25 protein-coding genes and 1 pseudogene are annotated in these 24,845 nt (G+C 74.1%); 15 read left to right on the top strand and 11 right to left on the bottom strand.

Features of this window, described 5'->3' with window-relative positions:
- The first annotated feature begins 126 nt into the window (after positions 1–126).
- A complete protein-coding gene (locus ACZ3KP_RS12550) occupies positions 127–654 on the top strand; it encodes a hypothetical protein (RefSeq protein ID WP_467498803.1) in 528 nt (175 codons plus the stop codon).
- Here the strand turns inward: ACZ3KP_RS12550 and ACZ3KP_RS12545 are convergent.
- On the bottom strand, positions 644–1,771 hold the full coding sequence (locus ACZ3KP_RS12545; protein WP_467498801.1) for an FUSC family protein: 1,128 nt from the start codon (positions 1,769–1,771) through the stop codon (positions 644–646). The two genes, ACZ3KP_RS12550 and ACZ3KP_RS12545, sit on opposite strands and share 11 nt — an antisense overlap.
- Positions 1,772–1,904: 133 nt before the next feature.
- Here ACZ3KP_RS12545 and ACZ3KP_RS12540 point away from each other — a divergent pair, with 133 nt between their 5' ends.
- The 4 genes and pseudogenes from ACZ3KP_RS12540 to ACZ3KP_RS12525 all read left to right on the top strand — a co-directional run bounded on the left by ACZ3KP_RS12540 (position 1,905) and on the right by ACZ3KP_RS12525 (position 3,421).
- Positions 1,905–2,231: a plasmid stabilization protein gene (locus ACZ3KP_RS12540; protein ID WP_358976471.1), complete on the top strand. Its 327-nt coding sequence runs from the start codon at positions 1,905–1,907 to the stop codon at positions 2,229–2,231.
- Positions 2,232–2,427: 196 nt separating this feature from the next.
- Positions 2,428–2,763 carry a DUF3040 domain-containing protein gene (locus tag ACZ3KP_RS12535; RefSeq protein ID WP_467498799.1) on the top strand — a complete coding sequence of 112 codons (336 nt, stop codon included), beginning with the start codon at positions 2,428–2,430 and terminating at the stop codon, positions 2,761–2,763.
- 59 nt (positions 2,764–2,822) lie between these two features.
- Positions 2,823–3,030: pseudogene (locus tag ACZ3KP_RS12530) on the top strand (DNA topoisomerase IB); the annotation flags it as partial.
- A 214-nt stretch (positions 3,031–3,244) separates the two neighbouring features.
- On the top strand, positions 3,245–3,421 hold the full coding sequence (locus tag ACZ3KP_RS12525; protein WP_467498797.1) for a hypothetical protein: 177 nt from the start codon (positions 3,245–3,247) through the stop codon (positions 3,419–3,421).
- Positions 3,422–3,466: 45 nt separating this feature from the next.
- Here the strand turns inward: ACZ3KP_RS12525 and ACZ3KP_RS12520 are convergent, their stop codons facing one another.
- Complete coding sequence (locus tag ACZ3KP_RS12520; protein ID WP_467498795.1) at positions 3,467–4,096, bottom strand: muconolactone Delta-isomerase family protein; 630 nt, start codon at positions 4,094–4,096, stop codon at positions 3,467–3,469.
- Here ACZ3KP_RS12520 and ACZ3KP_RS12515 point away from each other — a divergent pair.
- Together ACZ3KP_RS12515 and ACZ3KP_RS12510 are read left to right on the top strand one after the other, a co-directional pair.
- Positions 4,029–4,556: an ANTAR domain-containing protein gene (locus tag ACZ3KP_RS12515; protein WP_467498793.1), complete on the top strand. Its 528-nt coding sequence runs from the start codon at positions 4,029–4,031 to the stop codon at positions 4,554–4,556. The two genes, ACZ3KP_RS12520 and ACZ3KP_RS12515, sit on opposite strands and share 68 nt — an antisense overlap.
- Before the next feature lie 47 nt (positions 4,557–4,603).
- Positions 4,604–5,605 carry an NAD-dependent epimerase/dehydratase family protein gene (locus ACZ3KP_RS12510; protein WP_467498791.1) on the top strand — a complete coding sequence of 334 codons (1,002 nt, stop codon included), beginning with the start codon at positions 4,604–4,606 and terminating at the stop codon, positions 5,603–5,605.
- A gap of 30 nt (positions 5,606–5,635) precedes the next feature.
- On the opposite strand, the gene ACZ3KP_RS12505 is transcribed toward ACZ3KP_RS12510, so the two are convergent.
- Together ACZ3KP_RS12505 and ACZ3KP_RS12500 are read right to left on the bottom strand one after the other, a co-directional pair.
- Positions 5,636–6,748 (bottom strand): sensor histidine kinase, encoded by a 1,113-nt coding sequence (locus ACZ3KP_RS12505; RefSeq protein ID WP_132889991.1) that lies wholly within the window; start codon positions 6,746–6,748, stop codon positions 5,636–5,638.
- 1 nt (position 6,749) lies between these two features.
- Entirely contained in the window at positions 6,750–7,487 is a 738-nt protein-coding gene (locus ACZ3KP_RS12500; protein WP_467498789.1) for a response regulator transcription factor, read from the bottom strand.
- Positions 7,488–7,609: 122 nt separating this feature from the next.
- Between ACZ3KP_RS12500 and ACZ3KP_RS12495 the strand changes: the two genes are divergently transcribed.
- From ACZ3KP_RS12495 to ACZ3KP_RS12485, 3 genes are all read left to right on the top strand, one after another.
- Positions 7,610–8,317 carry a glycosyltransferase family 2 protein gene (locus ACZ3KP_RS12495; RefSeq protein ID WP_358976448.1) on the top strand — a complete coding sequence of 236 codons (708 nt, stop codon included), beginning with the start codon at positions 7,610–7,612 and terminating at the stop codon, positions 8,315–8,317.
- Positions 8,318–8,413: 96 nt separating this feature from the next.
- Complete coding sequence (locus ACZ3KP_RS12490; protein ID WP_467498787.1) at positions 8,414–9,040, top strand: TIGR04282 family arsenosugar biosynthesis glycosyltransferase; 627 nt, start codon at positions 8,414–8,416, stop codon at positions 9,038–9,040.
- Complete coding sequence (locus tag ACZ3KP_RS12485) at positions 9,037–9,780, top strand: class I SAM-dependent methyltransferase (RefSeq protein ID WP_467498785.1); 744 nt, start codon at positions 9,037–9,039, stop codon at positions 9,778–9,780. The genes ACZ3KP_RS12490 and ACZ3KP_RS12485 overlap by 4 nt, the downstream gene beginning before the upstream one ends.
- A gap of 313 nt (positions 9,781–10,093) precedes the next feature.
- On the opposite strand, the gene ACZ3KP_RS12480 is transcribed toward ACZ3KP_RS12485, so the two are convergent.
- On the bottom strand, positions 10,094–11,368 hold the full coding sequence (locus ACZ3KP_RS12480; protein WP_467498783.1) for a molybdopterin-dependent oxidoreductase: 1,275 nt from the start codon (positions 11,366–11,368) through the stop codon (positions 10,094–10,096).
- A gap of 113 nt (positions 11,369–11,481) precedes the next feature.
- Between ACZ3KP_RS12480 and ACZ3KP_RS12475 the strand changes: the two genes are divergently transcribed.
- Positions 11,482–12,825, top strand: a complete 1,344-nt coding sequence (locus ACZ3KP_RS12475) for a hypothetical protein (RefSeq protein ID WP_467498781.1) — start codon at positions 11,482–11,484, stop codon at positions 12,823–12,825.
- Positions 12,826–12,960: 135 nt separating this feature from the next.
- A complete protein-coding gene (locus tag ACZ3KP_RS12470) occupies positions 12,961–14,676 on the top strand; it encodes a purine-cytosine permease family protein (protein ID WP_467498779.1) in 1,716 nt (571 codons plus the stop codon).
- A gap of 31 nt (positions 14,677–14,707) precedes the next feature.
- Here ACZ3KP_RS12470 and ACZ3KP_RS12465 read toward each other — a convergent pair whose 3' ends face one another.
- Together ACZ3KP_RS12465 and ACZ3KP_RS12460 are read right to left on the bottom strand one after the other, a co-directional pair.
- Positions 14,708–15,865, bottom strand: coding sequence for an NAD(+)/NADH kinase (locus ACZ3KP_RS12465; RefSeq protein ID WP_467499250.1), 1,158 nt, complete (start codon positions 15,863–15,865; stop codon positions 14,708–14,710).
- A 78-nt stretch (positions 15,866–15,943) separates the two neighbouring features.
- Positions 15,944–16,171 (bottom strand): response regulator transcription factor, encoded by a 228-nt coding sequence (locus tag ACZ3KP_RS12460; protein WP_132889999.1) that lies wholly within the window; start codon positions 16,169–16,171, stop codon positions 15,944–15,946.
- A 213-nt stretch (positions 16,172–16,384) separates the two neighbouring features.
- Between ACZ3KP_RS12460 and ACZ3KP_RS12455 the strand changes: the two genes are divergently transcribed.
- Complete coding sequence (locus ACZ3KP_RS12455; RefSeq protein ID WP_467498777.1) at positions 16,385–18,823, top strand: SpoIIE family protein phosphatase; 2,439 nt, start codon at positions 16,385–16,387, stop codon at positions 18,821–18,823.
- A gap of 19 nt (positions 18,824–18,842) precedes the next feature.
- Here the strand turns inward: ACZ3KP_RS12455 and ACZ3KP_RS12450 are convergent, their stop codons facing one another.
- Positions 18,843–19,805 (bottom strand): serine/threonine-protein kinase, encoded by a 963-nt coding sequence (locus tag ACZ3KP_RS12450; RefSeq protein ID WP_467498775.1) that lies wholly within the window; start codon positions 19,803–19,805, stop codon positions 18,843–18,845.
- Positions 19,806–19,916: 111 nt separating this feature from the next.
- Positions 19,917–20,558, bottom strand: coding sequence for a phosphoribosyltransferase (locus ACZ3KP_RS12445; RefSeq protein ID WP_467498773.1), 642 nt, complete (start codon positions 20,556–20,558; stop codon positions 19,917–19,919).
- 160 nt (positions 20,559–20,718) lie between these two features.
- On the opposite strand from ACZ3KP_RS12445, the gene ACZ3KP_RS12440 reads away from it, so the two are divergent.
- Positions 20,719–21,159 carry an SRPBCC family protein gene (locus ACZ3KP_RS12440; protein ID WP_467498771.1) on the top strand — a complete coding sequence of 147 codons (441 nt, stop codon included), beginning with the start codon at positions 20,719–20,721 and terminating at the stop codon, positions 21,157–21,159.
- Between the two features lie 115 nt (positions 21,160–21,274).
- Entirely contained in the window at positions 21,275–21,928 is a 654-nt protein-coding gene (locus ACZ3KP_RS12435) for a Crp/Fnr family transcriptional regulator (protein ID WP_358976422.1), read from the top strand.
- Positions 21,929–22,128: 200 nt separating this feature from the next.
- On the opposite strand, the gene ACZ3KP_RS12430 is transcribed toward ACZ3KP_RS12435, so the two are convergent.
- Positions 22,129–23,286, bottom strand: a complete 1,158-nt coding sequence (locus ACZ3KP_RS12430) for an XdhC family protein (protein ID WP_467498769.1) — start codon at positions 23,284–23,286, stop codon at positions 22,129–22,131.
- Between the two features lie 48 nt (positions 23,287–23,334).
- Positions 23,335–24,795 carry an NCS2 family permease gene (locus ACZ3KP_RS12425; RefSeq protein ID WP_467498767.1) on the bottom strand — a complete coding sequence of 487 codons (1,461 nt, stop codon included), beginning with the start codon at positions 24,793–24,795 and terminating at the stop codon, positions 23,335–23,337.
- Between the last annotated feature and the right edge of the window lie 50 nt (positions 24,796–24,845).

Raw genomic sequence — 24,845 nt, 5'->3', positions numbered from 1 at the left:
CCCGGGGCCCGCCGACTCGGGGCGGACGCGGGGCGAAGTGCCCGCGTGGCCGTTCCGATGTGCGTGGTCGGGTACTCGTGCGGGGCCGTCGCATCGTGCGGGCGGCAGGAAGCGAGGCAGCGAGCCATGACGACATCGATGCCGGGGACCCGCCCGGGGACCCACCGGGTCCGCACGGACCTGCTCGGGATCTACCTCAACGACCACCTCGCCGGCGCCACCGTCGGGACCGGACGCGCCCAGTTCATGGCCAGGTCGCACAGTGACCCGCCGTTCGCGGAACCGCTGCGGAACCTCGCGGGCGAGATCACCGAGGACCGTACGAGTCTGCTGCGCATCATGCGCGCCCTCGGCATACCGGCACGCCGGTACAAGCTGGCGACGGCCGGTGTGGCCGAGCGGCTCGGGCGGCTCAAGAGCAACGGGCGCCTCGTGCGGCCGTCCCCTCTGACACTGGTCGTCGAACTCGAGTTCCTGCGGCTGGGGGTCAAGGGCAAGGAGCTCGGCTGGCGCACCCTGCGGTCCCTGGCCGAGGCCGACGACCGCCTCGACGAGGGGGAGCTCGACGGGCTGCTCGCACGGGCCGAACAGCAGATGAGCACCCTGGAGGAGCTGCGGATCACGGCCGTGGGGAAGGTGTTGCTCACCGGCTGACGGCGGCGTCGGAGCAGGCCCGTTCCAGAGCCGCGAGCAGGTGTCCGGAGGCGCTGAGCAGCGATGCCTGTTCGGGGTCGAGGGCGCCTGGTGAGGCGAGGCGCTCGTCGAGTTCCCGGTGGGCCCGGCGTGCGGCGTCGAGCCCGGCCGGCTCGCCGTCGTCCGGGCCCTGCTCTCCTCGGGGCCCCACCGCGCGGGCGGCGCCGCGCAGGAAGGCGAGGAGCGGATCGAGGGCGTCCGGCGGGATGGCCCCCGGGTGCGTCTCGACGTCCAGGAGGGAGCGCATCAGGGCGAGCAGCCGGTCGGTGATGTCGTACCACGCGGTGTCCGCCACGGCGGGCGGCGGTGAGACCGCCGGTTCGCGGTCCGGGTGGTGCCGCAGCCGACGCAGGGGGTTGAGCCGGAGGCTTTCGTCGGACCAGCGGCGGGCCGCCCGCAGATCGGTGAGGACGTCGCCCAGCCAGCGCGCCCGGTCGTCCCAGTCGTCCGGCTCGTCCGCCGCCTCCCTCTCGGCCAGCCGGTCCGCGGCATCGGTGAGCAGCCGCGCGCTCTCGGCGGCCAGCTGGTGCCGCAGCCGGCGGACCCGGCGGTCGTGGACGGGGGGCAGCACGAGGGCGTTGACGCTCAGGCCCACCGTGGCGCCGAGGGCGGTCTCCAGCAGCCGGTGGACGATGTCCATCGGCCCGTAGGTGCCGTAGGCGATGACGAAGAGGGCGGCGGTGGGGGCGTAGAGACCCTGGGCACCGAAACGGGCGTACGTGCCCAGGAGGACCGTCGCCGGCAGGGCGAGGGCGAGCGCGGCCAGGGTGTCGCCGGTGACGATCCCCGCGAGGGCGGCCAGCAGGGTGCCCAGCACGACCACGGCGAACTGCTGCAACGCCGAGACGAGGGAACGGTAGACGGTGTCCTGGACGAGGAAGAGGGCGGTCCAGGGCGCGAGCAGGGCGAACGGGGCGTGCCACCACCAGCCGGCCAGTGCCCAGGCGAGGATCCCGGCGGCCGCCGCCTTCAGCGACTGCACCGCCGTCTCCCGCTCCGGGCCGCGCTCGGTCACCGACCTGCGGACCGAACGGCCGACCGCACGCAGCTCACCAGCGGTGAAGCGAACGAAACTCATGGACCCCCGGTACCTCGCCTGGGCCGAGACAACCACCGGTCCGCGCGGGTCGGACGGAAGCTTCGGGGAACTCGGGACGTCGACGCGTCCGCAGTGAGGCGGACGGCGACGACAGCGCGAAGGGAGAAGCGTGATGCCTGCCGGATCGAGTCCCAAGCGGGAACGACAGTACGAGCACATCAAGAAGAGCGCCCAGGACCGGGGCGAGTCCACCGGGCGGGCCGAGGAGATCGCCGCCCGGACCGTCAACAAGGAGCGCGCCCGGTCCGGCGAGGCGAAGAGCGCGAGCAGGACCTCCACCCGTGACCCCAAGTCCGCCTCCCAGCGCGGCGGGGAGCGCTCGCACAGCGGCGCCCAGGGCCCGACCAGGGACCAGCTGTACGAAGAGGCCAAGAAGCGCGACGTCCACGGCCGTTCCTCGATGACCAAGGAGCAGCTGCGGAAGGCCCTCGGCCGCTGAGCCCCGGACAGGCCCGACCGCCCGCGGCCGCGGGCGGCATCCGGCCGGCGGCGCCGGGAGAGCCCTGCGGAGGGGGCATCGGCCGCCGGAATGCGGGCACTCGCCTGCCGGCATCACCTGCCGCGGCTTGGGCACGGGTGCCGTCATGTCCGCAGGCACAGGCAGGCACAGGCAGGCACAGGGAGGTTCCGTCATCGTGGCGGAGAGCACGGGTCCTTCGAACGACGTTCGGCTTTCGCTGGTGGAGCGGCTCGCCTGGTTGCGGATCGAGGCGGAGCTGCGACGCGACCGTCGTTTCGCACGGCGGATGCGGCGCGGCAGCGGCGAGCCGCCGGCCCGGTTCTGGCTGCGGTCCGTCGTCGCCCTGTCGACGGTGGCCTCGGTGGTCCTGGCGGTCGTGGGCATCCGCACCTCGGACCCGGTGGTGCTGTGGTGCTTCGCGGCGGTGTGGCCGCTGACCCTGCTCCTGGGGGCACGGCTGCTGTGCCGCGCGAGCCGCGACAGCAGGCGTCGGGACCGGCCATGGGCCTGAGAACGGACCGGCCATGCGCCTGAGCACGAGCGACCCGCGCGCCCCGGGATTCACCCGCCGACCCGGCACAGCGGGAGCGGATCAGGGACCTGGTGATCCCGCCGGCCTGGACGGACGTCTGGATCTGTACCGCCCCCAACGGGCACATCCAGGCGACCGACACCGATGCCGCGGGCCGGGGGCCGCGGACAGTACCTCTACCACCGGCGGTTCCGCGAACAGCAGGAGAGGGCCGAGCACGACCACGTACTGACCGTGGGCTCTGCCACGACCGGGTCCTCGGCTGGAAGCGCCGTCTCCGCCCCGGCGGAGGAGGAGTCACCCCGGCGGTGTGCCGGGCCCCGTACATCAACGGCAGGGCCGCACCATCGCTCCGGTCCTCGGCTCGCTGGGCGCAGGCGACCGCGGTGGCCGGTGTTTGGTCGCGGGGCAGGGGGCAACCCGGCGGAACAGGCAACGCAGAGGAAGAAGATGAGACGCCGTGACCAGGCGAACCGACGAGAAGCAGTCCCTCCGAGTGACGCAGACCGGCTGGGCCAAGGCGCGTCGCCTCCCGCGCAAGAGGGTGCGTACGTGCGTCGCGGCGGTGGCCGACGAGAGCGCCTCACCGGCCGCGCACACCGGCGCCGAGGGGAACATCGTCAGGGGTGAGGACTGAGTCCCGGCCTGCGCGTGCCGCCCGTCACGAACCCGGATCCGGACGTCAGCCTCGGGGCGGGTCGAGCGCGGGATCGTTGGGGTGTTCGCTCAGCGGCGTCGTCGTCGTGGTGAGCCACGGCGCCTGCGGCAGCGAGTCCAGGAGGGTCCGCAGTTCGGCGGCGCCGCGGGCCCGCCACAGGCCGAGCGCCCGGTCGGCGGAGGTCCGCCACAGCCGCACCAGGTGGCCGTCCCGTGCCAGTTCCTTCGCCCGGGCCGCCTCCGCCGGGGCCGCGGCGGCGAGCGCCTGGGAGACCGGGCCGTCCGGGGCGAAGGTGACCAGGAACTCCTTTCCCGGTGCCGGTGTCGAGGCCGGTGCCGGACCCGGGTCGTCCGGGTGCGGGTCGTTCGGGTGCGGATCGTTCGGGTGCGGGGTGAGGGGCGTGACCTCGTCGCTGCGCCAGACGCGCAGCGGCATGGCGGCGAGGACCTCCTCCAGGCGCTCCGCGTCCGGCGCGGCGAACAGGCCGAGGGTGCGCCACTCGCCGGGTTCCAGCGGTGGCCGCCACAGCCGCAGCAGCAGGCCTGCCGCGGCGAGCCCGCGGGAGTGGGCGGCCTCCCGGGCGCGGATGTCGTCCACCGCCTCCGGAGGGGTGCCCTGCGGGACGTGGGTGGTCATGGTGACGAGGTATTCCATGGTGCATCGTCCTTTGCCCTGGCTCGTGCCGCTGCCGACACCGTCTCGCAGGCGGGCGCCCGGCGCATCCGTGCCTCCCGGGTCAGCCCCGGAGGGTGGTCGCGGGGCTGGTGCCGTAGGCCGCTCGGTAGCGGACCGCGAAGCGGCCGGGGTGGGCCAGGCGATGGGCGTCGTCGTCGCGTACGCCCGGGTGGGGGCCGACACGGCCTGGGAGATCCTGCGGGAGGTCTCTCGGCACACCGACACCAGGCTGCGCGAGATCGCGGAACACGTCGTCCAGTGGCCGCGCTGCGGATGGCTCCCGCAGGAGGTGCGCGGCGCCCTGGACACGGCCGTGCTCCGGAGAGCCGCGGAGGCCGCCCGCCCCCCTTCGGCGCCCCGAACACCCCGGACGCCCCGGACGGACTTCCCGGTGACGGGCCCGGGGGCCCGGTGCGTGTCTTACGAAGTGGTGACCTGAGGGCGTGGGCGCGTGGCCCGAGGGCCGGGCGGACCTAGCGTGGCCGTATGCGTGTACTGGTCACCGGCGGTGCCGGGTTCATCGGGTCCCATGTGGTCGAGGCGTTGGAGGCGCGCGGACACGAGGCGGTGGTGTTCGACGTGCGGCACGGACCCGGGGCCGACGTCCGCGACCCGATGGCGGTCGGGCGGGCGCTGGCGGGCGTGGACGCCGTCTGCCACCAGGCCGCCATGGTCGGACTCGGGACCGGCTTCGGGGACGCGGCCGAGTACGTGTCCCACAACGACCTCGGCACGGCGGTGCTGCTCGCCGCGATGGCCGACGCGGGCGTACGGCACCTGGTGCTGGCCGGTTCGATGGTGGTGTACGGGGAGGGCCGGTACGAGTGCCGGCGGCACGGCGTCGTGCGGCCCGGCCCGCGTGCCGTCGCCGATCTGGACGCCGGCCGGTTCGAGCCGGCCTGCCCGGTGTGCGGCGCCGACCTGTCCCCCGGGCTGGTCGGCGAGGACGCCCCGGTCGACCCGCGCAACGTGTACGCCACCACCAAACTGGCCCAGGAGCACCTGGCCGCCGCCTGGGCGCGGGCGACGGGCGGCTCGGCGGTGTCGCTGCGCTACCACAACGTGTACGGCCCCCGGATGCCCCGGGACACCCCCTACGCGGGCGTCGCCTCCTTCTTCCGGTCGGCGCTCGCCCGCGGCGAGGCCCCCCGGGTGTACGAGGACGGAGGGCAGCGCCGGGACTTCGTGCACGTCCGGGACGTGGCCGCCGCCAACGCGACGGCCCTCGAGGCGCGGTCGGCGACGGGCGCGCTGACCGTGTACAACACCGGCAGCGGGGAGCCGCACACCGTCGGGGAGATGGCCCGTGCGCTGGCCGAGGCCCACGGCGGCCCGATGCCGGTGGTCACCGGCGAGTACCGGCTCGGCGACGTGCGGCACATCACGGCCGACTCGGCGCGGCTGCGGGCCGAGCTGGGCTGGAAGCCGGAGGTCGGGTTCGCGGACGGCATGGCGGAGTTCGCGCGGGCCGGGATGCGGGACGCGTAGTCCCGAATGGACCGGTGGTGCTGCCCGCGATCAGGAAGCGGTGGTGGGCAGCACCACCTCGAAGCGGCAGCCGCCGGGGATGTTGTGCACGGTGGCCGTGCCCCGGTGGGCCTCCACGATCCCCCGGACGATGGCGAGACCGAGGCCCGCGCCCGCCGGGGGCGTACGCGCGTGGCTGCCGCGCCAGCCGGTGTCGAAGACCCGGGGCAGGTCGTCCTCGGGGATGCCGCCGCAGCCGTCGGTGACGGACAGGACGACACCGTCGGGACCGCGTTCGGCGGCGACCGCGACCGTGCCGTCCGGGGGTGTCCGGCGGATCGCGTTCACCAGGAGGTTGCCCAGCACCCGGCTCATCTCCTTGCCGTCCACCTCGACCGGCACCGGTTCCACCCGGTCGCCGACCAGCCGTACGCCGTGCTCACGGGCGAGCGGGTCGGCGCCCGCGAGGGCGTCGCCGACGAGGTCGTACAGCGACATCCGGCTCGGGCTCAGCGACAGCGCCCCGGCGTGGATGCGGGAGAGTTCGAAGAGGTCGCCGACCATGTCGTTGAGGCGTTCGACCTCGGTGCGGATCTGCTTGAGATAGCGGTCCGGGTCGGCGGCGACACCGTCCTCCAGTGCTTCGGACATGGCGCGCAGTCCGGCGAGCGGGGTGCGCAGGTCGTGCGAGATCCAGGCGACCAGCTCCCGGCGCGAGGTCTCCAACGCGCGTTCGCGCTCCCGGGACTCGGCGAGCTTCGCGCTGGTGGCCGCCAGTTCGCGGCTCACCGCGGCGAGTTCCGCGGTGGCCGGGACCTCGGGTTCGGCGAAGTCGCCGTGTTCGCCGAACGACCGGGCCGCGAGCGCGAGTTCACGGCTGCGTGCGACGACCCAGCGGCCCAGGACCAGCGCCGTCGCGAGCGACACGGCGGCCGCCATCGCGACGACCGTGGTCACCACCGACAGGTCGTGCGAGGAGAGGAACATCGCCCAGGCCACGGCCAGGGTCCCGGCGAGCATCGCGACCACGCCGACGGCGGCGACCACCGCGAGGGACGCGGTGAGCGAGCGGCGGCGCAGCAGGCGCAACGCCGCCGCGCCGAGCAGCCCGGTGGCGGCGGCGCCCGCGAAGGCGTACAGGGCGATGAGGAGGGTGTCGCGCATCTCAGGCCCCTTCCTGCGTTCCGCCCGGTTCGAAGCGGTAGCCGACGCCCCACACCGTCCGGATCAGGCGCGGCCGGGCCGGATCGTCCTCCACCTTGGCGCGCAGCCGCCGGACATGGACGGTGACCGTGGACAGGTCGCCGAAGTCCCAGCCCCACACCGCCTGCATCAGGTCCTCCCTGCCGTACGCCCGGCCCGGGTGCCGCAGGAAGAACGCGAGGAGGTCGAACTCGCGCAGGGTGAGGGCGAGTTCGGTGCCGTTCTTGGTGGCGCGGCGGGCGCCGGTGTCGAGGGTGAGCCCGGCGGCCGTCAGGGGGTGCGCGGTGGACGCGGGGTGGCTGCGGCGCAGCACCGACTCGACCCGCAGCACGAGTTCGCGGGGGCTGAAGGGCTTGGTGACGTAGTCGTCGGCGCCGACCTCCAGGCCCATGATGCGGTCGTCCTCGTCGCCGCGCGCGGTGAGCATGATGACCGGGACGGGGGCCCGGTCGCGCAGCCGCCGGCAGACCTCCAGGCCGTCCATGCCGGGCAGCATCAGGTCGAGCACCACCAGGTCGGGCCAGTGGGCCGCGGCCCGGGTCAGGGCGGTGGGGCCGTCGCCCGCGCGGTCCACGAGGTGGCCGGCGCGGTCGAGGTACCCGGCGACGACCTCGGCGACGGTGGGATCGTCGTCGACCACCAGGATCCGGGCGGCCCCGGTGGTGGTACCGGCCTCGGTGAGCTCGTACGGCTGTTGCATGCCTCCACCCTCGCACCGGGCCCGCGCGGGTGTCGCGCCCGACGACGGCGACGGGCACGACGTCCGCGTTTCGTAAGGGTCCTGGGTCCGGTATGTCCGGTTCGCGTTCGTAGGGTGACACCGTGACCACCTCACCCACCTCATCGTCGACGGACGTGGACGTCGTCCTCCCCTGTCTGAACGAAGCCCAGGCGCTGCCCTGGGTGCTCGGCCGGATCCCCGCGGGCTGGCGGGCCCTCGTGGTGGACAACGGTTCCACCGACGGCTCGGCGGACATCGCGCGGGCGCTCGGGGCGACCGTCGTGCGCGAGGCGCGGCGCGGCTTCGGCGCGGCCTGCCACGCGGGGCTGACCGCGGCGAGCGCCGACATCGTCTGCTTCTGCGACTGCGACGCGTCCCTCGACCCGGGCCTCCTCGTGCCGTTCGTGCGGGAAGTCGCCGACGGGCGGGCCGACCTGGTGCTCGGCCGACGGCGTCCGCAGGAGCGCGGCGCCTGGCCGGCGCACGCCCGCGCGGGCAACCTGGCGCTGGCGCGGATGCTGCGGCGCCGGACCGGGCTGCGCCTGCACGACCTGGGGCCGCTGCGGGCGGCGCGCCGGGAACCGCTGCTGTCCCTGTCCCTCGACGACCGGCGCAGCGGTTACCCGTTGCAGATGGTGGTGCGGGCTGCCGACGCGGGCTGGCGGGTCACCGAGCACGACGTGGCCTACCTGCCGCGCACCGGCCGGTCCAAGGTGACCGGGACCTGGCGCGGCACGTGGCAGGCGGTGCGGGACATGAGCCGGGTGCTGAACGAACCGCCCCGGCCCCGGGGCGCGGAGGGGGACTGATCGCGCCCACCAGGCGAGCCGCACACCGACGCGGTTCGGCGCCCTCGCCGGGCCGCCCCCCTTTCCAGCCCACCGCGCCGTATCCAGGGAACCCCCATGACCACCCTCCTCGTCATCGCCAAGGAACCCCGCCCCGGCAGGGTCAAGACGCGGCTCACCCCGCCCTTCTCGCCCGAGCAGGCCGCCGCGCTCGCCGAGGCCTCCCTCGCCGACACGCTGCACGCCGTCGCCGGGACCCCTGCCACCCGCAGGGTCCTCGCCCTCGACGGCAGCCCGGGACCCTGGCTGCCGCCCGGCTTCGACGTCGTGCCGCAGTGCGCGGGCGGTCTCGACGCGCGTCTCGCCGACGCCTTCGCCCACTGCGCCGGCCCCACCCTGCTCATCGGCATGGACACCCCGCAGGTCACCCCGGACCTGCTCGCGGTGGACTTCACGGGGTGCGACGCGTACTTCGGTCCCGCCGAGGACGGTGGGTTCTGGGCGCTGGGGCTGGCCGACCCGGACCCCGGGCTGCTGCTCGGGGTGCCGATGTCCACCCCGCGGACGGGTGAGGTCCAGCGGCGGCGGCTCGTCGCCGCCGGGCTGCGCGTGCGGGACCTGCCGCGGCTGCGGGACGTGGACACCGCCGCCGACGCCACGGCGGTCGCGGCCCTGGTCCCGCACGGCCGGTTCGCCGCCCGGCTGGCCCGGTGCACGGCGCACAGCGGTACGGGCCGCCGGTGACCACCTCGCCGCCCGTCGCCTGGACCGGCGCCGATCCCTACGCGGCCGCCCTGCGCGCCGGGCGCGGCCCGCTGTACCTGCGCCGTACCGACGGCTGGCTGCTGCCCCTGGAGGTCGAGCGCTGGTGCGCCCGGGCCGACCCGGTGGACCGTGCGGTACTGGACCGCTGCGAGGGTGCCGTCCTGGACGTCGGCTGCGGCCCCGGACGGCTCGTCGCCGAACTCGCCGCCCGGGGACGTACCGTCCTCGGTGTCGACGTCAGCACGGCCGCCGTCGACCACACCGTGCACCTCGGCGGCCAGGCCCTGCGCCGCTCGGTCTTCCAGCCGCTGCCCGGCGAGGGCCGCTGGGGCACCGTGCTGCTCATGGACGGCAACGTCGGGATCGGCGGCGACCCCGCCCTGCTCCTGGACCGTGTCGGTCAACTCCTGGCGCCCGGCGGCCTGTTGATCGCCGAGACCGTGCCCGTGGACGTCGACGAACGCGCCCTTGTCCACCTCACCGACGCCCGGGGAGCCGTCGGGGAGCCCTTCCTCTGGGCACGGCTCGGCACCCCGGCCCTGCTGCGGTACGCCCGGGGCTGGGCGCCGGCCGGTCAGTGGACGGCCGGCGGACGCCGCTTCGTCTGCCTGCGCAGCCGCACCACCAGGAGCAGCGCCGAGCCGCCGAAGAGCACGGCGGTGATCAGCAGCCAGCGGGCCGCGAAGCCGTCCGTGGACAGGCCGGTGGCCGACCGGTAGGAACCGGCCACCGTCCCGCTGATCAGCGGGAACCACACCAGCAGGAGCAGCCCGGAGAGCGCAGCGGGAACCCGGACGTACATCGTCCGCTCCCGCCGGCCCGCGGCGCCCAGACCCCGTACCACCGCCCGGTCGGCCAGCGCGTAGAGCGGCAGCAGCACCAGGTCGTGCAGCAGGGCGGCGCCCACGATCCACAGCGCCACCCCGAACCAGTCCCCGGCCAGCAGCCGTACGCCGGCATACGCGGCGAGCGCGAACGAGCAGACCAGCAGGAGGAGCTGGAACGGGCTGCCGACGACGAGACGGGGGCGCATCACAGCTCCCCGAAGGTCAGCCGGGCCACCCACTTGGTGTTGAGCACACCGGGAGCGGCCGGCACGATCACTCGGGCCGGGTAGCCGTGGTCCAAGGACAGGTCCTCGCCGTTGACCCGCAGCGCGAGCAGGGAGCGCGGGTCGGCGACCTGGTTGGCGCGCAGCGCCCCGCGGCGGAAGGCGCCGTGCGACTGGAGGGACTCGACGAGGACGTCCGGCGGGTCGCCGTCGTGGCCGACGAGGGCGGCGAGGTCGCGCAGCCGCACCCCGCGCCACCACTGGTCGGCGGTCGACCAGCCCTCCACGCAGGCGATGGGCAGCGCGGCGCTGTGCTGGGGAAGCCGCAGGAGTTCGGCGCGGCTGAGGCGGACCGTCCGTCCGCCCCGCCCCGTGACGACGAGCCGCCAGGTCCCCTCCGCGGTCTGTCTCGGGTCGATGCCGGCGTACCCGGCCGTCTTGTTGATCTGGAAGCCGTTCGGGCCGCCGCCGGGGTCGGCCCAGCCGTGCGGGGCGAGCAGGGCGGTGCGCCGCCACGCGCCCCCGATGCTCTGCCCGGCCGTCGTGACGAGCAGGAGCAGCGACCCGCCCCCGACGAACCACAACGCGCCCCGCCGGTCCACGGTCGGCGGGTCCGGCAGGGGGGACGCCAGTTCGCCCTCGTCCGCCGGCACCGCCGCCGGCTGGGGCAGGTGCTCCTCGGTGCCCCGCCCGCGGACCGCCCGCAGGGCCTTCGGGGTCTTCAGCGCCGCATGGGCCAGGAACGCGGCGAAGAACACCCAGGCGCCGTAGAAGTGCAGGGGGTAGAAGGAACCCGGGAAGACGTAGTCGAGCTGGACGTTGAGGACTCCGGTGACGAACTCGAACAGGCCGCCGCCGACGAGCAGCAGCAGCGAGAGGCGCTCCAGGGCGTGGGTGAGGGAGCGGGCCGGGGGCAGCGCGAACAGCTTCGGCACCACGGACCACAGCTTGGCGAGCAGGACCGGGATCAGCGTGATCCCGAGGGTGACGTGCAGGCCCTGGGTGAGCCGGTACAGCCAGTACGGGTTCGTCGGCCAGGAGAACAGGTAGAAGCCGAGGAGTCCCTTGTCCGGGGTCTGGTCGTTCACCGGGGCCAGGTCCGGGTTGTACGCGGCGTACGACACCAGTCCGGTCACGAACAGCACGGTGACACCGGCGAGCAGCACCAGACCGAGTACCGAGGTGAACCAGGTGCCCCGCAGCGGGCTGCGCCAGAAGCGGGGTGAGGTGGGGAGCCGGGGATCGTCGTCTCGCATGCTCCGACCGTAGGCCGGGACCACGCCCGCAACGGGGAACCGGCCCATGACGAAAGTCTGACGTCGGCCCACTGATCCACGGCGTCACCCGGTCGCTGCCCTAGCGTTCCGGTGTGACCCGCACCCCTCTTCGCGGCCGGTACGCCGATCCGGCCGCCGTCCTCGCCGCCGCCCTGCTCGTGCTCGCCGCCGTCCTGGTCGGCCGGCACCTCCAGGACACCTACCGCGTCCTGTTCGTGCACTGGCCGCCGCTGTTCGCCGACTGGGACCCGCACCTGGGACCGGGCACCCCGGCCGCCGTGCTCGTCGGGGCCGCCGTGGTGGCGTACGGGCCGGCCCTCGCGGTCCGGCTGCCGTGGCGCGGCCTGCTCGGCGCGGCCTGGGGCTGCTCGCTGGCCTGGACGTGGTCCCTGGCGCTGGTCGACGGCTGGCAGCGGGGCGTGGCGGGCCGGCTCACCAGGCCGAACGAGTACCTCACCGCCGTAGGGCGCTTCCACGACATACCGGCGGCCCTGCGGGACTTCAGCCGGCACATCGTCGACGGCACCGCGGCACCCTGGCCCGTGCACGTCGCCGGGCATCCCCCGGCGGCGACCCTCACGTTCGTCCTGCTGGACCGGGCGGGGCTGCACGGCGGCGGCTGGGCGGGCGCCTGGTGCGTCACCGTCGGGTCCACGGCCTGCGTCGCGGTTCTGGTGGCGGTGCGGGCGCTCACGGAGGAGCGGCTCGCCCGGCGGGCCGCACCCTTCCTGGTGGCGACCCCGGCCGCGGTGTGGGTGGGCGTCTCGGCCGACGGCTACTTCGCGGCGGTCGCCGCCTGGGCGGTCGCGCTCCTCGCGCTCGCGGTGACCGGGCGGTCCCCGGGGTGGGCGGTGGGCGCGGGACTGCTCTACGGCCTGACCTGCTACCTGTCGTACGGTCTGGCGCTCTTCGCGCTGCTCCTGGCGGTGGTGCTGCTGCTCGGCCGCAGGGGGGTGCGGGCGCGGCCGGTCCTCGTGGCACTGCTGGTGGCGGGGGCGGCCGTCGTGCCGTGCCTGTTCACGCTCGCCGGGTTCGACTGGTGGCAGGGCTACCGGCTGCTGGTGACCCGCTACTACCAGGGCATCGGCCGGATCCGGCCGTACGGCTACTGGGTGTGGGCGAACCTGGCCTGCACGGTGCTCGTCACCGGTCCGGCGGCGGTGGCGGGGCTGCGCCGGGCCGGTGCGGTCCTGGCCCGGCGGCGCCCCGCGCCCGGCCCCGAGCTGCGCCTCGCCCTTCTCGTGGGCGTGGCCCTGCTCGCGCTGCTGATCGCGGACCTGTCCGGGATGAGCAAGGCGGAGACGGAGCGGATCTGGCTGCCGTTCGCGGTGTGGCTGTCGGCCGCCGCCGCGTTCCTGCCGCGGATGCGGGGCTGGCTCCTGGCCCAGGCGGTGCTCGCGCTGCTGCTGAACCACCTGCTGCTCACCGGCTGGTGAACCCGCGCCGAGCGAGAGGGAGTTGCCGGGCGAAAGGCCCTCAAGGGCCGGTCTTTTAAAGCCGGTGCAACGCCCGGGAAACAGCGCCCCGCGACTCTTCCCTGCAAACGACCGGGGACGAGAGAGGGAAGAGTCGTGACGGAGATCGTCGGCAAGGAGACGCCGCCCGCCGCGGCGGAGGGCCGGACGGACGGCCAACGCACGGACGGCACACGGACCTACGGCGCCTGGGCGAAGAACGACACGCTGGAGGACTACTCGCTGCGCTACGCGCCGAAGTCCTTCCGCCGCTGGAGCCCCTACGTGGTGGCGACGACCGCGCTGGGCGGCATCGCCTATCTCGCGGACTTCGCGATCGGCGGCTCGATCGCCGTCTCCAACGGCTTCTCCAGCGCGATGGTCGCGATCCTGACGGCCGCGGTGGTCATCTTCCTGACCGGTGTGCCGATCTCCTACTACTCGGCCAAGTACTCCATCGACATGGACCTGTTGACCCGGGGCGCGGGCTTCGGCTACCTCGGGTCGACGCTGACCTCGGTCATCTACGCCAGCTTCACCTTCATCTTCTTCGCCCTCGAAGGCTCGATCATGGCGCAGGCCCTGGAACTGGGCCTGCACATCCCGCTCGCGGTGGGCTACCTGATCTGCTCGCTCGTCGTCCTGCCGCTGGTCGTCTACGGCATGACCGCGCTGTCGAGGATGCAGGTGTGGACCCAGCCGGTGTGGCTGGTGCTGATGGTCGCACCGTTCGTGTCCGTCGCGGTCCAGGATCCGGGGAAGTTCTCGCAGTTCACGCACTTCGCGGGCGACTCCCCCACCGGGTCGGGCATCAGCGCGCTCGGCGTGGGCGCGGGCGCCGGGGTGGCGCTGTCGCTGATCGCGCAGATCGGTGAGCAGGTCGACTACCTGCGGTTCATGCCGGACCGGACGCCGGAGAACGGGAAGAAGTGGTGGGCGGCGGTGCTCTCCGCCGGTCCCGGCTGGGTGGTGCTCGGCGCGGCGAAGCAGATCGGCGGGGCGTTCCTCGCCTTCTCCATTGCGGGCAGCGTGGGCCTGGCCAAGGCGAACGAGCCGATCCAGCAGTACGTGCACGGCTTCGGGACGTTCGCGGCGCCGATCGCGCTGGGCCTCGCCACCTTCTTCGTGATCCTCTCCCAGGTGAAGATCAACTCGACGAACGCGTACTCCGGTTCGCTGTCCTGGTCGAACTTCTTCTCCCGGCTGACCCACCGTCACCCGGGCCGCGTGGTCTACATCTTCCTCAACGTGGGCATCGCGCTGGCCCTGATGGAGGCGGGCGTCTTCGGCTTCCTGAACACCGTGCTCGGCTTCTACTCCAACGTGGCGATCGCCTGGATCGGCGCGGTCGTGGCCGACCTGGTCATCAACAAGCCGCTGGGGCTGAGCCCGTCGTACATCGAGTTCAAGCGGGCCCATCTGCACCGCTTCAACCCGGTCGGCTTCGGCTCGATGCTGATCGCGTCGGCGGTCTCGATCGCCGCGTACTTCGACGCCTTCGGCGCGTACGCCAAGGCGTACTCGCCGTTCGTCGCGCTGTTCCTGGCGATGGTGCTCTCGCCGCTGTTCGCGGTGCTGACCCAGGGCAGGTACTACATCGCCCGCGTCGACGACCTCGCCGAGCCGCTGCTCGGCGCCGACGGGCTGCCGTCGGCGGCCGTGCTGACCTGCACGGTGTGCGCCACCGGGTTCGAGCGGCCGGACGTGGCGGGCTGCCCGTTCCACTCGGGGCCGATCTGCTCGCTGTGCTGCAGCCTGGAGAAGGACTGCCACGACTCCTGCAAGACCGGCCCGGTCGCCCTCGGCATCCCCGTGGTGCGCCCCGGGGACTGACCCGCCCCCGCGCGCACCACGGGGACGGCGGTCACGGGCGGTCGGCGTCCCCCGCGGACCCCGGGAGGGACGGCTCCTGCGGTGCGGGGACGGCGTCCTGCCCGTCGGCGCACGCCGCGTCCGCCTGGGCGCGCTGCTCGGCGAGGAGCGGGAAGGAGAGGTGGGCGAGGTCGCCCGGCGGGGGCGCGGTCAGCGACCACAGGGGGGCCGGGGTGCCGTCGGCGACCGCGGCGGGCGCGTCGGTCAGGTTCATGCGCTCGCGCAGCCGGCCGTAGAAGTCCATGGGCGCCAGCCGCACCACCCGCAGCCGCTTCGGGGCGGCGTACACGCCGATCCAGTCACCCGGCTCCACCACGCCCCGCACCTGCCCGTCGACGCTGACCGCGGCCGGTCCCGAGCGTTCCAGGACGCGCAGGCCGACCGCCTCGTCGGGGGCGGTGACGACGGAGCGGTCGAACGCCATGTGCGGGGCGACCGGGGTGAACACGAGCGCCTCCGCGCGGGGCGAGACGACGGGTCCGCCGGCGGCGAAGCTGTACGCGGTCGAACCGGTGGAGGTGGCCACCAGCAGCGCGTCGGCGGAGTACGAGGCGAGCAGGCGCCCGGAGATGTACACGCCCACCGACACCTGGCGGTCCCGGGACAGTTTCTCCAGGACGACGTCGTTGACGGCGGTGATGTGCAGCGGGACGCCCCAGTCGGGGTCCTGTTCGCAGTCGGTGCGCACCTGGGGCGGCGGCAGCAGCGGTCCCCGGCCGTACTGCATCAGGTCCCCCATCCGGGCGGGCACTTCGAGCCTGCGGGAGGAGCGCATGGTGAGCAGCAGCCGGCTGTCGACGTCGAACCGGTCCTCGTGCACCGCGTCCAGCGCCTCGGTGACCGAGCGGACCGGCACGTCGGTCAGGAAGCCGACCCGGCCCAGGTCGACGCCGAGGACCAGCGCGTCGTTGCGGGCGGCGAGCCGGGCGCCGCGCAGGAAGGTGCCGTCGCCGCCGAGGGTGACGATCAGATCGGGGTCGCCGGCGGCCGCGACCTCCTCGCCGGAGCTGTGCCGTCCGCCGTCGTGCCACACGTCGATGTCGGTGCACCGCACGTCGCGCTCCTCGGCCCACGCCCGTACCGCACGGGCCGCGTCCACCGCCTCCGCACGGCCCCCGTGCACCACCAGTCCCAGCCCGTTCACCGTCATCTCCGCCTCCAGGAACGCCATGACCGCCGCTGCTCCCACGCTGTCACGCCGGAGGCGGATCTGTCGGGCGGAGCGGGATCACAGACCGAGGGAGACGGCCAGCCGGGTCAGCTCGGCGGTGGTGCTGATGTCGAGCTTGGCGCGGATCCGGCGGAGGTAGGCGTCGACCGTGTGCCGGGACAGGCCCATCTGGCGGGCCGCCTGGAGGTAGGTGCGGCCCGCGGCGATGTGCCGGAGCGTCTCGCGCTCACGCGGGGCCAGCGCGACGGCGGCGGTCTCGGTGTGCTCGGTGACGGCGACGCTCATGAGGAGTTCCTCCACAAAACCGATAAGTGAGTTTTGTCCGTTTAGAAAACCCTCACAAGGCGACGTCATGACGGTGTCCGCCGACCGTCACAGGCGTGTCACAGGCATCCGGTGTGCGGTGACCGGGACCGCAGCGGATTGGTGCTCCGTGCCGACCGGGATCATCCTGGGGAGGAGAAGCGGCCGTGCAGGTTCCGCGAAGGATGAGCGGCGATGGAACGACCTCCCACCTCTCCCAGCAGCCCGGCGGGGACCCACGCCGTACCCCAGGGGGGCCGCACCGCCGCGGTCACGGTCGACGAGCGGGGTGTCGTGACCGGATGGAGCGACGGTGCCGGGGCGCTGCTGGGCTATCCGGCCGCCGAGATCCTGGGGCACAAGGCGACCGAACTGCTCGCCGAACCGGACGGGGAGACCTGGCGGGAGGCCGCCGCGGGGCCGCGCTGGAGCGGCACCGCGGCCCTGCGCCACCACGACGGGCACCGGCTGGACCACGACGTACTGGTCCACCGCAGGCCCGTCGGCGAACCGCTGGGCGGCACGGAGTGGCTGGTGGTGTCCGCCGTCACCGGGCTGCCGCCGACCGCCGGTCAGGAACTGGGGGAATGGGCCTTCCACCAGTCCCCGTGCGTCGCCGCCGTCTTCGACGCGGGGCTGCGGCTGGTACGGGCCAGCGCGGGGATGCAGCGGGCGCTGTCCCTGGCCGAGGGGACGATGCGCGGGCTGCGGCTGACGGACATCGCACCGTACGAGGGCAGCGCCGAGGCCGAGGCGAGGATGCGGCGGATCCTGGACGGCGGCGCCCCGCAGGACGTCCACCTGCACCTGGACCCGGCCGATCCGGCGCGCGACTGGCACGCCCGGATCGTCCCGCTGACGGACCCGGGCGGACGGGTGCGGGCAGTGGCCCTGACGGCCCACTCCGACCCGTCCGAGCAGCTGGTACGGCAGCGGATGCTGCTGCTGAGCGACGCCGGAACACGCATCGGCACCACCCCCGACGTGCAGCGCACCGCGCGGGAGCTGGCCGACGTCGCCGTGCCCGCCTTCGCCGACGTGTGCGCCGTCGACCTGCTGGACACGCCGCCGCGCTCGACCGGGCTCGCGCACCGGCCCCCCGGCCGGGACGGGGGACCCCCGGCCGGCGGCCCGACGCTGCGCCGGGCGGCCGTCCGCTCGGTGCCCGACGCGCCACCGCCGCCGCACCCCTCGGGCGAGGTGCTGCGCTGCCCGCCCTGGTCACCCTCGGGCCGGTGCCTGGCCGACGGACGGGGCGCGGTGTACGCGGGGCACGACGAGGTGGTGGGCCGCTGGGCGCGGGAGGACCCGGGCGCCGCCGCGTGGATCCGGGAGAGCGGGGCGCACTCGCTGCTCGCGGTGCCGCTCACCGCGGTCGGTGTCACGTTCGGCGTGGCGCTGTTCGGCCGGAACCGGTGGACCGAGCCGTTCGACGCCGACGACCTGTGGATCGCCGAGCAGCTGGCGGCCCGGGCGGCCACCAGCATCCACGGCACCGCCCGCACCGAACGGCAGCACACCACCACGATGACCCTGCAACGCAGTCTGCTGCCGCACACGCTGCCCGCGCAGTCCGCCCTGGACATCGCCACCCGCTATCTGCCCTCGGTCAGCCAGGCCGGGGTGGGCGGCGACTGGTTCGACGTCATCCCGCTGTCCGGCACCAGGGTCGCGCTGGTCGTCGGCGACGTCGTCGGACACGGCATCCGGGCCGCCGCCACCATGGGCCGGGTGCGTACGGCGGTCCGGACGCTGGCCGACGTCGACCTGCCGCCCGACGAACTCCTCAGCCACCTCGACGACCTGGTCGTCCACCTGTCCGCCGAGGAGGCCGACAGCGACGGTGCGGAGGCGGCCGGCGGCGTGGGCACGACCTGCCTGTACGGCGTGTACGACCCGGTCACCCGGCGCCTCGACGTCGCCCGCGCCGGCCATCCGCCGCCCGCCGTGGTCACCGAGGGCGCCGTGACCTTCCTCGACGTCCCCGCCGGTCCCCCGCTGGGCCTCGGTGGGCTGCCCTTCGAGTCGTTCGGGACGGAGCTGCCCGAGGGCAGTGTGATCGCGCTCTACACCAACGGTCTGCTGGAACCCCGCGACCACGACATCGACGACGCCCTGGACAAGATGTTCGCCGCGCTCGCCCGCCCCGCGCAGAGCCTGGACACCGTCTGCGACCGGGTCCTGACGTCCATGCTCACGCACCGCCCCGACGACGACATCGCCCTGCTCGTCGCCCGCACCCGTGCCCTGCACGCGGACCGGGTGGCCACCTGGGAGCTGCCCTTCGAGCTCGCCGCGGTCGCCGAGGCCCGCAAGCGGGCCACCGACCAGCTGGTCACCTGGGGGCTGGAGGACGCCGCGTTCATCACCGAGCTCATCGTCAGCGAACTGGTCACCAACGCGTTCCGGTACGGCCGCCCGCCGGTCCGGCTCCGGCTCATCCACGACGACCACGCCCTCACCTGCGAGGTCTTCGACTCCAGCAGCACCGCACCGCACATGCGGCGCGCCCACACCTACGACGAGGGCGGCCGTGGCCTCCTGCTCGTCGGCCAGCTGTCCCAGCGCTGGGGCACCCGCCACGCCAGCACCGGCAAGACGGTCTGGGCCGAACAGTTCCTGCCGGAGGACTGAGGCGGATTCCCCGCAGGGGTCAGTCGGCGGGGTGGGGGGTGAGGACCGGGCGGGCCCAGGTCGGTGGGGCCGGGGGCGCGGTGGTGGGCCGGCCGATCGTGGGGGACGTGTCGGCGGAGCGGTCCGCCGGGTTCGGCGCGACCGGTCCGTCGCCGTACGCGGCGAGCCGCAGCGCGCCGATGAACTCCAGGCAGGAGCCGTAGCGGTCCTCGGGGGTCTTGGCCAGCGCCTTGGCGAACACGTCGTCGAACGCCGTCGGCAGCCCCGCCCGCACCTCGCTCAGCGCGGGTGGAAGGTCGTACTGGTGCGCCCACAGCAGCGCGATGTCCTCGTCCCGTACGAACGGCGGCCCGCCCGCCAGCATCTCGAAGACCACGCAGGCCAGGCTGTAGAGATCGCACCGCCCGTCCACGGGACGGCCCGAGATCTGTTCCGGCGCCACGTAGTCCAGCGTTCCGACGAACTCGCCGACCGTCGTGAACCCCGTCAGGGACAGCGACTTCTTGGTCAGCCCGAAGTCGGTGAGGTACACGTGCTCGGGGTGGTCGCTGTCGGTGCCCTGCGCCACCAGGACGTTGCCCGGCTTCACGTCCCGGTGCACCAGGTCGTGCTGATGGGCCGCGTCCAGCGCGGAGGCCACCTGTCCGGCGATGCGCAGGGTCGCGGCCACCGGCAGCACCCCCTCCCTGTCCAGCAGCGCGCGCAGATCCGGGCCGGACACGTACCGCATGGCGATGTACAGCACCCCGTCCGTCTCACCGGCCTCGAAGATCGGCACGATGTGCGGGTGGTCCAGGGCCGCCGCGACCCGGGACTCATGGGTGAAACGGCGGCGGAAGGTGTCGTTGCGGGCCATCTCCGGGGCGAGCAGCTTCAGGGCGACGGTGCGGTCCAGACGCAGGTCCCTGGCGCGGTAGACGACGGCCATGCCGCCGCGTCCGATCTCGCCCTGGACCTCGTAGCCCGCGATGTGCGTCGCCATCACACATCACCCCGTGACGTCCCGAACCTTCTCGAACCTGCCCTTACTTACCCGTACCTGCCCATATCGTATCCAGCGCTGTGCCACGGCGCCCGCGCTCAACCGCTCCCGTCAGGCCCCGCGCAAGGCGTCCAGCACGTCGGCGTCCGTCAGCTGCTCGAAGTCGTCGTACCACTGGCCCACCGAGCTGAACACGGCCGGCCGGAACGGGCAGACCACCAGGTCGGCGTCGGCGGCGAGCGCGTCGAGGGAGTCGGGCGCGCCGACGGGGACGGCCAGCACGGTCCGGGCGGGCCCCTGCCCCCGTACGTGGCGCAGGGCGGCGCGGGCGGTGGAACCGGTGGCCAGGCCGTCGTCCACGACGATCACGGTACGGCCGCGCAGTGCGGGCGGCGGGCGGCCCTCCCGGTACCGGCGCTCGCGCCGGCGCAGTTCCTGCCGCTCCCGCTCCACCACGGGGGCCAGCGCCTGCGCGCTCAGGCCCAGCCGGGCCAGCGTCGCCCGGTCGAGGAGCGGCGGCTCGTCCCCGGCGATCGCGCCGACGCCGAACTCCTCGTGGTGCGGGGCACCGATCTTGCGTACGACGAGCACGTCCAGCGGCGCCGACAGCTCCCGCGCGACCTGAACGGCGACGGCGACGCCGCCCCGGGGCAGGGCCAGCACGATCGGCTCCGGCAGGGCGCCCTCGTCCCGCACCTCCCGCAGCGCGGCGGCGAGTTCGCGTCCCGCCTGGGTGCGGTCCCGGTAGCGCATGGGGAGTCCTCCGGGGGGTGAGGTCGGTCCCCCCTCCGTCCATGGTCACACCCCGGAGCCGGGGACGAGTCCCCCGCCCGCCCGGCGGGACGATTCTGCAGCTCATGTGAACACTCGGTGGTCGGCCCCTTCACGGTCGCCCGTTCCCTACGATCGTGCCGTGGTCAATTTCCTCCTCCAGCGGACGGTTCCGCTGCCGATCGACGAGGCGTGGCGCCGGCTCACCGAGTGGCCTCGGCACGCCGGCGCGGTCCCGCTGACCCGGATCACCGTGCTCACCGATCCCCCGACCCACCAGGGCACCGTCTTCGTGGCCCGCTCGGGCCTCGGGCCGCTGTCGTTCGACGATCCGATGGAGGTGACCGTCTGGGAGCCGCCGCAGGAGGGCGGCTCCGGCCGGTGCCGCCTGGTCAAACACGGCCGGGTCGTGCTGGGGTGGGCCGAGTTGGAGGTGCGGCCGGGCCCCGGCGGGCGTACCCGGGTGCTCTGGCACGAGGAGTTGCGCGTCCGGGGCCTGCCGTCGGCCCTCGACCCGCTGGTGCGCCGCACGTCCCGCGCGGTGTTCGGCCGGACACTCAACACGTTGCTGCGCACCCCGTAGCCGAAGCCGACGCCAGGCGATCGCCGCCCCCTTGGCAGATCCCGGCCGCACGATGGACAGTGGCTCTCCGGTGGCGAACGGTCACCGTGGGTCGACGCGGCCGGGAGGCTCGGAGGTGGCGCTCTTCTCGCCCGGGGAGGTCAAGCTGATACGGGAGGCCGGGCACCCGCGCGGCTGGGTGCGCGGCGAGGTGCTGATGCGGGAGGGCGACCCGGCCGACTCCGTCGTCCTGCTCACCGGCGGGCTGGTCAAGGCGACGGTCGACTCGGCGAACGGCTACACCAGTCTGCTCGCCCTGCGCGGCCCCGGTGAACTCCTCGGCGAACTCGCCTGCATCGACGGCCGGCCCCGGGGCGCCACGGTCACCGCGATGCGCCGCTCGGCGGGTGTGGTGGTCGCGGGGGACGCCTTCCTGCGGCTGCTGGAGCGGGACCCGGCGCTGTGCCTCGCGGTGCTGCGCAGTGTGGTGGGCCGGTTGCGGGACTCCGACGGGCTGCGCGCCGAGCAGGGCGCCCGTACCACCCGGGCCCGGGTCGCCGGGCTGCTGGTGAAACTCGCGGTCCAGTACGGCTCGGCCGCCTCCGAGGCGCTGCCGGGTGCCGTCGCCGTCCAGGTCAACCAGCGGGAACTGGCCTCCGCCACGGGGGCGTCCCGGGAGTCCGTGGTGCGCTGTCTGCGGGCGATGCAGCGGGAGGGCCTGGTGGCGACCGGCCGGGGCCGGACGGTCGTACTCGACCTGGCGGGGTTACGACGCTGGGCCGAGGAGTGAACGCCCGCCCGATCCAGGACCCGCTTGCACCGCCGGCGCATCGGAACGGAACTCCCTCTGCCGAATGCGTCATTTGACGCTGTACGACGGCCGCGAAGGCGCTTCCATCGTCCCCTGGCGCCCGGACCGGTTCGGCTGATCGGGGGAAACGGACCGGGCGCCACCGGGGGAGCCCACCCGGTGGCCCAGCAGGGGGAGAGCTAGGCCACCGAACCGATCCGCCGCGCGGGGGGCGGCGTCGAGGTCGTGTCGTGGTGGATCGGGGTGTGGGCGCCGGTCAGGGGGACGCCGGTGCCGCCCCGGCGGGCGGCGACGATCTCGGCGGCGATGGACAGGGCGGTCTCCTCGGGGGTGCGGGCGCCGAGGTCGAGGCCGATGGGGGACCTGAGGCGGGCCAGCTCCAGTTCGGTGACGCCGACCTCGCGCAGCCGGGCCGTGCGGTCCAGGTGGGTGCGGCGGGAGCCCATCGCGCCGACGTAGGCCACCGGGAGGCGGAGCGCGAGCCGGAGCAGCGGGACGTCGAACTTGGCGTCGTGGGTGAGGACGCACAGGACGGTACGGCCGTCGGTCCGGGTCCGCTCCAGGTACCTGTGGGGCCAGTCGACGACGATCTCGTCCGCGTCCGGGAACCGGGCCTTCGTGGCGAACACGGGGCGCGCGTCGCACACCGTCACGTGGTGGCCGAGGAACTTGCCGACGCGCACCAGCGCCGAGGCGAAGTCGATCGCCCCGAAGACGATCATCCGGGGCGGCGGGACGGACGACTCCACCAGTACCGTGAGCGGCGCTCCGCAGCGTGAGCCCTGCTCTCCGATCTCCAGGGTGCCGGTGCGGCCGGCGTCCAGGAAGGCACCGGCCTCGGCGGCCACCGTGCGGTCCAGTTCCGGGTGGGCGCCGAAGCCGCCGTCCCAGGAGCCGTCGGCGGCCACCAGCAGGGCCCGGCCCGCCAGCTCCTGCGGCCCGGTGACGATCCGCGCGACCGCCGCCGCCTCCCCGCGGGCGGCGGCGGCCAGCGCGGCGGCCACCAACGGCCGGACGGGATCGTCCGCCCGGACCGGGGTCACCAGGATGTCGATGACTCCCCCGCAGGTCAGGCCGACGGCGAAGGCGTCCGCGTCGCTGTACCCGAAGCGTTCGAGGACGGTTTCCCCGTCCTCCAGCGCCTGCCGGCACAGCTCGTACACGGCGCCCTCCACGCACCCCCCGGAGACCGAGCCCACGGCGGTGCCGTCGGCGTCCACCGCGAGCGCGGCCCCGGGCCGGCGCGGCGCGCTGCCCCCGACCGCCACCACCGTGGCCACGGCGAAGTCACGGCCGTCGGCCACCCACCGGTTCAGCTCCTCGGCGATGTCCAGCATGTCTCGGTCTCCTTGAACGGCGGTTGCGCGGCGGGCGGGAGCAACGGCTCAGTGGACGCCCAGCCAGCTCTCGATCGGATGGAGGGCGAAGTAGACGAGGAAGACGACGGTCAGGCCCCACATGAACGCCCCGACCTCACGGGCCCTGCCCTGCGCCGCCTTGATGGCGGTGTACGAGATCACGCCCGCGGCCACGCCGGTGGTGATGGTGTAGGTGAAGGGCATCAGGACGACCGTCAGGAACACCGGGACGGCGGTGGCCCGGTCGGCCCAGTCCACGTGCCGGGCGTTCATCAGCATCATGGCGCCGATGACCACCAGGGCGGCGGAGGCGACCTCCTGCGGGACGATCGCGGTGAGCGGCGTGAAGAAGAGACAGGCCGCGAAGAACAGGCCCGTGACGACGGAGGCGAGACCGGTCCTGGCGCCCTCGCCGACGCCGGTGGCCGACTCGATGAAGACGGTCTGGCCGGAGCCCCCGGCCAGCCCGCCGATCGCGCCGCCCGCGCCGTCGATGAACAGCGCCTTGGACAGACCCGGCATCCGGCCCCTGTCGTCGGCCAGTTCCGCCTCCGTGCCGACGCCGATGATGGTGGCCATCGCGTCGAAGAACCCGGCCAGCACCAGTGTGAAGACGATCAGCGCGACCGTCATCGCGCCGACCTTGCCCCAGCCGCCGAACTCGACGTGCCCGAAGAGCGAGAAGTCCGGCAGGGAGACGGCCGAACCGTGCAACGCGGGGGCGGCGCCGCCGGCCCACTGCTGGGGATCGATGACCCCGAGGCCGTTCAGCACGGCGGCCACGACGGTGCCGGTGACGATGCCGATCAGGATGGCTCCGGGCGTGTTCCGGGCCTGGAGGACGAAGATCAGCAGCAGGGTGCCGGCGAAGAGCAGCACCGGCCAGCCGGCGAGTTCGCCCGCCGGGCCCAGGGTGACCGGGGTGGCCCTGCCCTGGTGCACGAAGCCGGACTTGTAGAAGCCGATCAGGGCGATGAACAGGCCGATGCCCATGGTGATGCCGTGCTTGAGCGCGAGCGGGATCGCGTTCATGATCATCTCACGGAGGCCGGTGACGACCAGAAGCATGATGACCACGCCGTACATCACGCACATGCCCATCGCCTGCGGCCAGGTCAGCTGCGGGGCGACCTGCGAGGACAGCACGCCGGACACGGACAGGCCGGCGGCCAGCGCGAGCGGCACCTTGCCGGCGAAGCCCATCAGGAGCGTGGTGAAGGCCGCCGCGAACGCCGTCGCGGTGATCAGCGCCTTCTGTCCGAGGGTGTCCCCGGCGGCGTCCTTGCCGGACAGGATCAGCGGGTTGAGCAGCAGGATGTACGCCATCGCCATGAAGGTGGTGACGCCGCCGCGCACTTCACGCGCGACGGAGGAGCCTCTTGCGGATATGTGAAAGTAACGGTCGAGCCAGGAGCGTCCGGCGGGGACGCGGGTGCCTTCTCCCGCGTCGTCCGCCGTGGTCCTGGGCTCCACTGACTGCTGGGTCACGGTGCCGTCTCCCAAGGTTCACAGGGGGTTGGGATGTGCACGACCCGGGG

The organism is Streptomyces sp. NPDC020958, assembly GCF_055562175.1.
Note: the sequence above shows the minus strand (reverse complement) of the source record. Positions and strands in the feature narration are given on the sequence as shown.

Coding starts and splice junctions, on each gene's coding strand:
- ACZ3KP_RS12465 (WP_467499250.1), bottom strand. CDS start 15,865: ATGACGGTGAACGGGCTGGGACTGGTGGTGCACGGGGGCCGTGCGGAG.
- ACZ3KP_RS12550 (WP_467498803.1), top strand. CDS start 127: ATGACGACATCGATGCCGGGGACCCGCCCGGGGACCCACCGGGTCCGC.
- ACZ3KP_RS12500 (WP_467498789.1), bottom strand. CDS start 7,487: ATGCAACAGCCGTACGAGCTCACCGAGGCCGGTACCACCACCGGGGCC.
- ACZ3KP_RS12430 (WP_467498769.1), bottom strand. CDS start 23,286: ATGCTGGACATCGCCGAGGAGCTGAACCGGTGGGTGGCCGACGGCCGT.
- ACZ3KP_RS12460 (WP_132889999.1), bottom strand. CDS start 16,171: ATGAGCGTCGCCGTCACCGAGCACACCGAGACCGCCGCCGTCGCGCTG.
- ACZ3KP_RS12455 (WP_467498777.1), top strand. CDS start 16,385: ATGGAACGACCTCCCACCTCTCCCAGCAGCCCGGCGGGGACCCACGCC.
- ACZ3KP_RS12450 (WP_467498775.1), bottom strand. CDS start 19,805: ATGGCGACGCACATCGCGGGCTACGAGGTCCAGGGCGAGATCGGACGC.
- ACZ3KP_RS12540 (WP_358976471.1), top strand. CDS start 1,905: ATGCCTGCCGGATCGAGTCCCAAGCGGGAACGACAGTACGAGCACATC.
- ACZ3KP_RS12515 (WP_467498793.1), top strand. CDS start 4,029: ATGTCGTCCACCGCCTCCGGAGGGGTGCCCTGCGGGACGTGGGTGGTC.
- ACZ3KP_RS12545 (WP_467498801.1), bottom strand. CDS start 1,771: ATGAGTTTCGTTCGCTTCACCGCTGGTGAGCTGCGTGCGGTCGGCCGT.
- ACZ3KP_RS12505 (WP_132889991.1), bottom strand. CDS start 6,748: ATGCGCGACACCCTCCTCATCGCCCTGTACGCCTTCGCGGGCGCCGCC.
- ACZ3KP_RS12520 (WP_467498795.1), bottom strand. CDS start 4,096: ATGGAATACCTCGTCACCATGACCACCCACGTCCCGCAGGGCACCCCT.
- ACZ3KP_RS12480 (WP_467498783.1), bottom strand. CDS start 11,368: ATGCGAGACGACGATCCCCGGCTCCCCACCTCACCCCGCTTCTGGCGC.
- ACZ3KP_RS12490 (WP_467498787.1), top strand. CDS start 8,414: ATGACCACCCTCCTCGTCATCGCCAAGGAACCCCGCCCCGGCAGGGTC.
- ACZ3KP_RS12510 (WP_467498791.1), top strand. CDS start 4,604: ATGCGTGTACTGGTCACCGGCGGTGCCGGGTTCATCGGGTCCCATGTG.
- ACZ3KP_RS12445 (WP_467498773.1), bottom strand. CDS start 20,558: ATGCGCTACCGGGACCGCACCCAGGCGGGACGCGAACTCGCCGCCGCG.